The 6181-nt window shown below is 74.6% G+C and carries 5 protein-coding genes; 3 read left to right on the forward strand and 2 right to left on the reverse strand.

Annotated elements, in window-relative coordinates:
• Positions 1 to 1212, reverse strand: a 1212-nt coding sequence (locus tag DKL51_RS03235) for an HAD-IC family P-type ATPase (RefSeq protein ID WP_124811703.1), incomplete at its 3' end; no start/stop codon positions are given.
• 189 nt (positions 1213 to 1401) lie between these two features.
• Between DKL51_RS03235 and DKL51_RS03240 the strand changes: the two genes are divergently transcribed.
• Together DKL51_RS03240 and DKL51_RS03245 are read left to right on the forward strand one after the other, a co-directional pair.
• Positions 1402 to 2412 carry an Acg family FMN-binding oxidoreductase gene (locus tag DKL51_RS03240; protein ID WP_109945777.1) on the forward strand — a complete coding sequence of 337 codons (1011 nt, stop codon included), beginning with the start codon at positions 1402 to 1404 and terminating at the stop codon, positions 2410 to 2412.
• 92 nt (positions 2413 to 2504) lie between these two features.
• A complete protein-coding gene (locus tag DKL51_RS03245; protein WP_185734689.1) occupies positions 2505 to 4175 on the forward strand; it encodes a sensor histidine kinase in 1671 nt (556 codons plus the stop codon).
• A 45-nt stretch (positions 4176 to 4220) separates the two neighbouring features.
• Here the strand turns inward: DKL51_RS03245 and DKL51_RS03250 are convergent, their stop codons facing one another.
• Positions 4221 to 4859: a response regulator gene (locus DKL51_RS03250; RefSeq protein ID WP_109945775.1), complete on the reverse strand. Its 639-nt coding sequence runs from the start codon at positions 4857 to 4859 to the stop codon at positions 4221 to 4223.
• A 187-nt stretch (positions 4860 to 5046) separates the two neighbouring features.
• Here DKL51_RS03250 and DKL51_RS03255 point away from each other — a divergent pair, with 187 nt between their 5' ends.
• Positions 5047 to 6021, forward strand: a complete 975-nt coding sequence (locus tag DKL51_RS03255; protein WP_109945774.1) for an Acg family FMN-binding oxidoreductase — start codon at positions 5047 to 5049, stop codon at positions 6019 to 6021.
• Positions 6022 to 6181 lie beyond the last annotated feature (160 nt).

A 6181-nucleotide genomic window follows, 5' to 3' on the forward strand; every position in this document is an offset into this window, starting at 1 on the left:
CACCCGGACCAGCCGGCCGTCGACGCGCCCGGTGACGCCGCGCCCCGGCTCCTCGGTCACCTCCGTCGGCTCGGCCAGCGGCAGCCCCTGCTCGCGGGCCTGCCGGACCAGCGCCGCGGCCAGCACGTGCGGGGAGAGCTGTTCGACCGAGGCGGCCAGCCGGAGCACCTCGTCCCGGTCACCGCCCGGGGCGACGACCGTCTCGGCGGCCCGCGGCCGGCCGGCGGTGAGCGTGCCGGTCTTGTCCATCATCAGGGTGCGGGCCCGGCCGAGCAGCTCCAGCGAGCCGCCGTCGCGGACCAGCACGCCGCGCCGGGCCACCCGGGACAGCCCGGAGACGATCGCGATCGGGGTGGCCAGCAGCAGCGGGCAGGGGGTGGCCACCACCAGCACCGCCACGGCCCGGATGAACTGGCCGCTGACCAGCCAGGCCAGCCCGGCCAGGACCAGGGTGAACGGCACGAACCACGCGGCGTACCGGTCGGCCAGCCGGACCATCGGGGCCTTGCGGGCCGTCGCCTCCTCGGCGAGCCGGACGATCCCGGCGTACGTGCTCTCCGCCGCGTTCTTCGTCGCGCGCAGCCCGAAGCCGGCGCCGGCGTTGACCACGCCGCTGGCCACCTGCTCCCCCGCCCCGCGGGTGACCAGCTGCGACTCGCCAGTGACCACCGACTCGTCCAGCGTGGCCGCATCCTGGACGGTCCCGTCCACCGGTACGACGTCACCGGGGCCGACCACCAGCCGGTCCCCCGCCGCGATCCGGTCCAGCGGCACCACCTCGATCCGGCCGTCCGGGGTACGCCGCCTGGCCTGCCGGGGGGCCCGCTCCAGCAGGGCGCGCAGGTCCCGGGTGGCCCGCCGCTGGGCGTACGACTCCAGCGCGCGCCCGGTGGCGACCATCACGGCGATCACCGCGCCGGCCAGGAACTCCCGGACGAGGAGTGAGCCGGCCAGCGCCAGCACGGCGATGACGTCCACCCCGAACTGCCGGTGCCAGAGCTGGCGCAGCACCGCCCAGGTGGCGGGCAGCAGCGCGACCAGGGTCACCGCCGACCAGACCAGGTCGGCCGCCCCGGGCAGGCCGGCGAACCAGAGCGCCGCGCCGACCAGCACGGCGAGGGTCAGCAGGGTCAGCGGCGCCCACTGGCGCCAGTTCACCCGGTGCCGCGCGACCGGTTTCTCCGGTACGCACTCCTGCGGTTCGGCTCCCACCCGGGGATCGTCTCAGCGCCGGACGAAGCCGGACAGGGCATCGGGGGTAATCCGGCGGGTCGAACGGCCCGGGGGCGCGGGGCGTGCGTACCGTGCGACCGGTCGGCGGATGCCAGAGGATGGAGCGGCAACGCCGCCCGGGGCACCGCCGAGTGGGGCACGATGGGAAGAAACGGAAAGGTCGTGACGATGAGCCACGAGACGCCGGCTACGGATCGCCCGCTGACCACCGCGCTCGCGGAGGCCGCCGGAATGGCCGGCCACGCCCCCTCGGTGCACAACAGCCAGCCGTGGCACTGGACGGTGCTGCCGGACGCGCTGGAGCTTCGCGCCGTCCGCCCCAAGCAGCTCGTCGCCCAGGACCCGGAGGGCCGGCTGCTGGCGATCAGCTGCGGCACCGCGCTGCACCACGCCCGCTTGGCGCTGGCCGCCGAGGGCTGGACGCCGGTGGTGGAGCGGCTGCCCGACCCCGCCCAGCCGGATCTGCTGGCCCGGCTCACCGGGTTCCAGCACACCGGGGCGGACCCGGACGCGATGCACATGGTGCAGTGCATGCAGGTCCGGCACACCGACCGGCGGCCGGTCAGCGACGAGCCGGTGTCGACCGCGGCGCTGGGCGAGATCGACCGCGCGGCGACCCGTGAGGGCGTCAACCTGCAGGTGCTCGGCGACGACCAGAAGATCGAGCTGGCCGGTGCCGCCCAGCACGCCGCGGCAGTCGAGGCGGAGGACCCGCAGCTGCGGGAGGAGCTGGCGTACTGGACGAGCCGGGCCGGTACCGGTATGGGGCTGCCGCCCGAGGTGCTGCCGCGGGAGGCGCCGCAGACCACCGTGCCGGCCCGGGACTTCGGCCGCCCCGGCACCCTGCCGGTCGGCCCCGGGCACGACCGCGCGGCGGTCTACGCGATTCTCTGGGGTACCGAGGACGAACCGGACAGCTGGCTGCGGGCCGGTGAGGCACTCTCCGCGGCCTGGCTGACCGCCACCCGGCTCGGCGTCTCGCTGGTGCCGCTGAGCGGGGTGGTGGAGGTCGAGGGCACCCGGCAGACGCTGCGTCGGATGCTGTCCGGGCTGGGTCACCCGTACATGGCGGTGCGGCTGGGCATCACCGACGCGACGCACGCGGGGCCGCCGCGCACCCCGCGGCTGGAGGCCGCCCAGACGGTGGACACCTCGGCGGTACGCGGGCGGCAGGCGTAGCGGGCTCGTCCCCGCACGTCGCCGCGGGATAGCATCGCGGCGTGGCCAGCGCACCGAACCCTCGGCATGAGCACGCGACCCCCTCGCTGGGCCTGAGCCCGCTCTCCCGGGTCCGTCTCGACGAGCTGCTCCAGGAGATGCTGGACCGGGTCGGCGAGGTGGTGACCAGTCGGGAGCGGCTTCGCGCCCTGCTCGACGCCGTGGTCGGCATCGGTTCCGACCTCGACCTGCGAAGCACGCTGCAGCGGATCGTGGAGTCGGCGTGTGAGCTGGTCGGCGCCAAGTACGGCGCGCTCGGGGTGATCGGCCCCGACCGGATGCTGCACGACTTCATCATCCACGGCATCAGCGAAGAGGTGCACGCCAAGATCGGCGACCTGCCGCACGGCCGGGGCGTGCTCGGTCTGCTCATCGACGACCCGCGGCCGCTACGGATGCCGGACATCACCCAGCACCCGAAGTCGTACGGGTTCCCGAAGCACCACCCGCCGATGCACAGCTTCCTCGGCGTGCCGGTCCGCATCCGCGAGCAGGTCTTCGGCAACCTCTACCTGGCCGAGAAGCAGGGCGCGGCCGAGTTCACCGAGGACGACGAGGAGATCGTGGTGGCGCTGGCCGCCGCGGCCGGCGTGGCCATCGAGAACGCCCGCCTCTACGCGCTGGCCCACCGGCGGGAACGCTGGCTGGCCGCCACCGCCGAGATCACCTCGGTGCTGCTCGGCGAGGTCCGGCGGACCGACGCCCTGACCCTGGTCGCCCGGCGGGCCCGGGAGGTGGCCGAGGCGGAGCTGGCGCTGGTGCTGCTCTACGACGAGGACGCCGGCCAGTTCACCGTCGAGGTGGTGGACGGGGCGGACGAGCGGGCCCGGGAGCTGGTCGGCGCGGTGCTGCCGGCCAACGAGACCAGCTTCGCCGCCTCGGTCACCGAGCGCCGGCACGAGCTGCTGGACAATCTCGCCGAGGCCGCTCCCTGGCCGAGTCCGGTGGTCGCCGGGCCGGCGGTCCTCTCCCCGCTCGCCGCGGCGGACACCCTGCACGGCGTGCTGGTGATCGCGCACACGCCGGACGCCGCCCGGGCCACCGACGAAGACGTGGCGCTGCTGGGAAGCTTCGCCGGCCAGGCCGCGCTGGCCATGGAGCGGGCCCGCGGCCAGGAGGAACGGGAGCTGCTGGTGGTCCTGGAGGACCGCGAGCGGATCGCCCGGGACCTGCACGACGTGGTGATCCAGCGGCTCTTCGCCACCGGCCTGCAACTGCAGAGCGGGGCGATGAACGCCCGCCCCGAGGTGGCGAAGCGGATCAACGCCGCCGTCGACGACCTGGACGCCACCATCCGAGACATCCGCCGGACCATCTTCGAGCTGCGCACCCCGATGAGCGCCGCGCTGCGTACCGAGATCCGCGACGCGATCGAGGTGGCCGCCGAGTCGCTGGGCTACCGGCCGGAGCTGGAGCTGATCGGGCCGATCGACAGCGCGGTGCCGGATTCGTTGCGCCCGGAGCTGACGGCCGTGCTCCGGGAGGCGCTCTCCAACGCGGTACGCCACGCCCAGGCCGACCGGGTCGGGGTGACGGTGAAGGTCGACGGGGGCTGGGTGACGGTGACGGTCACCGACGACGGGATCGGCTGCGACCCGGAGGCGGCCCGCAGCGGCCTGGTCAACCTGCGCGAACGGGCCGAGCGGCTCGGCGGTGACTTCCAGCTCGGCCGGGTGATCCCGCACGGCACCGAGGTGCGTTGGAGCGTCCCGCTGCGCGACTGACGCAAGCCGCCCGGGTCCGAACCCGGGCGGCCGTCCGTGGTCGGGTCAGTGGCTCTTGCCGAGCAGCCGGGTGGCCAGCACCGCGGCCTGGGTACGCCGTTCCAGGCCGAGCTTGGCCAGCACGCTGGAGACGTAGTTCTTCACCGTCTTCTCGGCCAGGAACATCTTCCCGGCGATCTCCCGGTTGGTCAGCCCCTCGGCGACGTACTCCAGGATGCGTCGCTCCTGCTCGGTGAGGGTCTTCAGCTCGCGTGGCTGCTCGACACCGCTGCGGATCCGCTCCAGCACCCGGGTGGTGATCGCCGGGTCGAGCAGGGACTGCCCGGCCGCCACCCGGCGGACCGCGTCCACCAGGTCGGTACCGCGGATCTGCTTGAGCACGTACCCGGCGGCGCCCGCCATGATCGCCGCGAAGAGCGCCTCGTCGTCCTCGTACGAGGTGAGGATCAGCCCCTTGATCGAGGAGTCCACCGCGCGGATGTCCCGGCACACGTCGATGCCGTTGCCGTCGGGCAGCCGGGCGTCGAGGATCGCCACGTCGGGGCGGAGCGCGGGAATGCGGCGGGCCGCCTCCTGAGCGGAGCCGGACTCGCCGACCACCTCGATGTCGCCGCTGCTCTGCAGCAGGTCGGCAAGGCCACGGCGGACGACCTCGTGGTCGTCGAGCAGGAACACCCGGATCATCCGTCTTTTCTACCCCGTTCGGGCCGGGCTTCACACGGGCCGAAGGTCCCTTCCGCGACGCGTCGCCGTCGGGCAAGGGGGCCCAGCGAGGTGGGGCCCTCCGGCCCTGCTCGCAAAGCCCCTGGTTGACGCAGTGTGGGGGTGGACCACTCGGGGGCGGCACGGCTGCCACGGAAGGAGCACAACCATGGACACCGGCTACACGGTCGAGCAGCTCAGGGCCGCCGCGTCGGACGCCGTCCGGGCACCCTCCCTGCACAACACCCAGCCCTGGCGGTTCCGCCTCCGCGACGGCGGGATCGAACTCCTGGTCGATTCGCGGCGCCGGCTGCCGGCCACCGATCCCAGCGGCTGGGGCGCGCGAATCTCCTGCGGAGCGGCCCTGTTCAACCTGCGGCTCTCCCTGGCCGTCGCGGGCACGCCGGCGACGGTCCGGCTCCGGCCGTACCCGACCGAGCCGGACGTGATGGCCCGGCTGGTCCCGGACGTGCCGCGCCGCCCGACCCTGACCGAGCAGAACCTGTACGGGGCGATCAGCCGCCGGTTCAGCAATCGCGCGCCGTTCTGGCCCGATCCGGTTCCCGCCGACGCCCGGTGGCGGCTCGGCGAGGCCGCCCGGGCCGAGGAGTGCTGGCTGGAGCTGGTGATCGGTACCAGCGCGGTCAACGCGCTCGCCGAGATCGCCCGCAGTGCCAACCGGGTGCTGGAACGCGAGCCGGCCTACCGGGCCGAACGGGACGCGTGGATCCGCTCGGAGCCCTCGCCCGACGGGGTGCCCTCCGCCGCCGGCGGCCCGCAGAGCGAGCCGCAGGACCTGCTGCCGCAGCGTGGGTTCGGCGGCCGCAACCGGGCGCCCGGCCGGGACTTCGAGCCGGAGCCGCTGGTCGCGGTGCTCGGGTCGGCGGGGAACACCGCGACGGACCAGGTCATCGCCGGCCAGGCCCTGCAACGGGTGCTGCTCACCGCCACCGACGCCGGGCTGAGCGTGTCGATGATCTCGCAGCCCATCGAGGTGCCGGGGGCGCGGGAGGCGCTCCGGCTGTCGCTGGGACGGTTCGGCACGCCGCAGATGGTGATGCGGATCGGGTACGGCCAACCGGGCACCGCCACTCCCCGCCGCGCGGTCGAGGACGTGCTCGATCTGCCGGTGGTGCCGGCCTGATCCGGGACACCACTGCACACGGTCGGTAGCGGCGACCGTCCGGCTCGGGACTGACCCGAGCCGGGCGGTCGCCGCCCAGCCGTCAGTCGGGCCCGGTGGCGGGTCAGGCCGGGGGCGCCGTGGCGGCCAGCAGCGCGGCCTCCCGCTCCGGGTCCAGGCC

The sequence above is a fragment of the Micromonospora globispora genome (assembly GCF_003857015.1).
Classification (GTDB): Bacteria; Actinomycetota; Actinomycetes; order Mycobacteriales; family Micromonosporaceae; genus Micromonospora; species Micromonospora globispora.

Coding starts and splice junctions, on each gene's coding strand:
- DKL51_RS03240 (WP_109945777.1), top strand. CDS start 1,402: ATGAGCCACGAGACGCCGGCTACGGATCGCCCGCTGACCACCGCGCTC.
- DKL51_RS03250 (WP_109945775.1), bottom strand. CDS start 4,859: ATGATCCGGGTGTTCCTGCTCGACGACCACGAGGTCGTCCGCCGTGGC.
- DKL51_RS03255 (WP_109945774.1), top strand. CDS start 5,047: ATGGACACCGGCTACACGGTCGAGCAGCTCAGGGCCGCCGCGTCGGAC.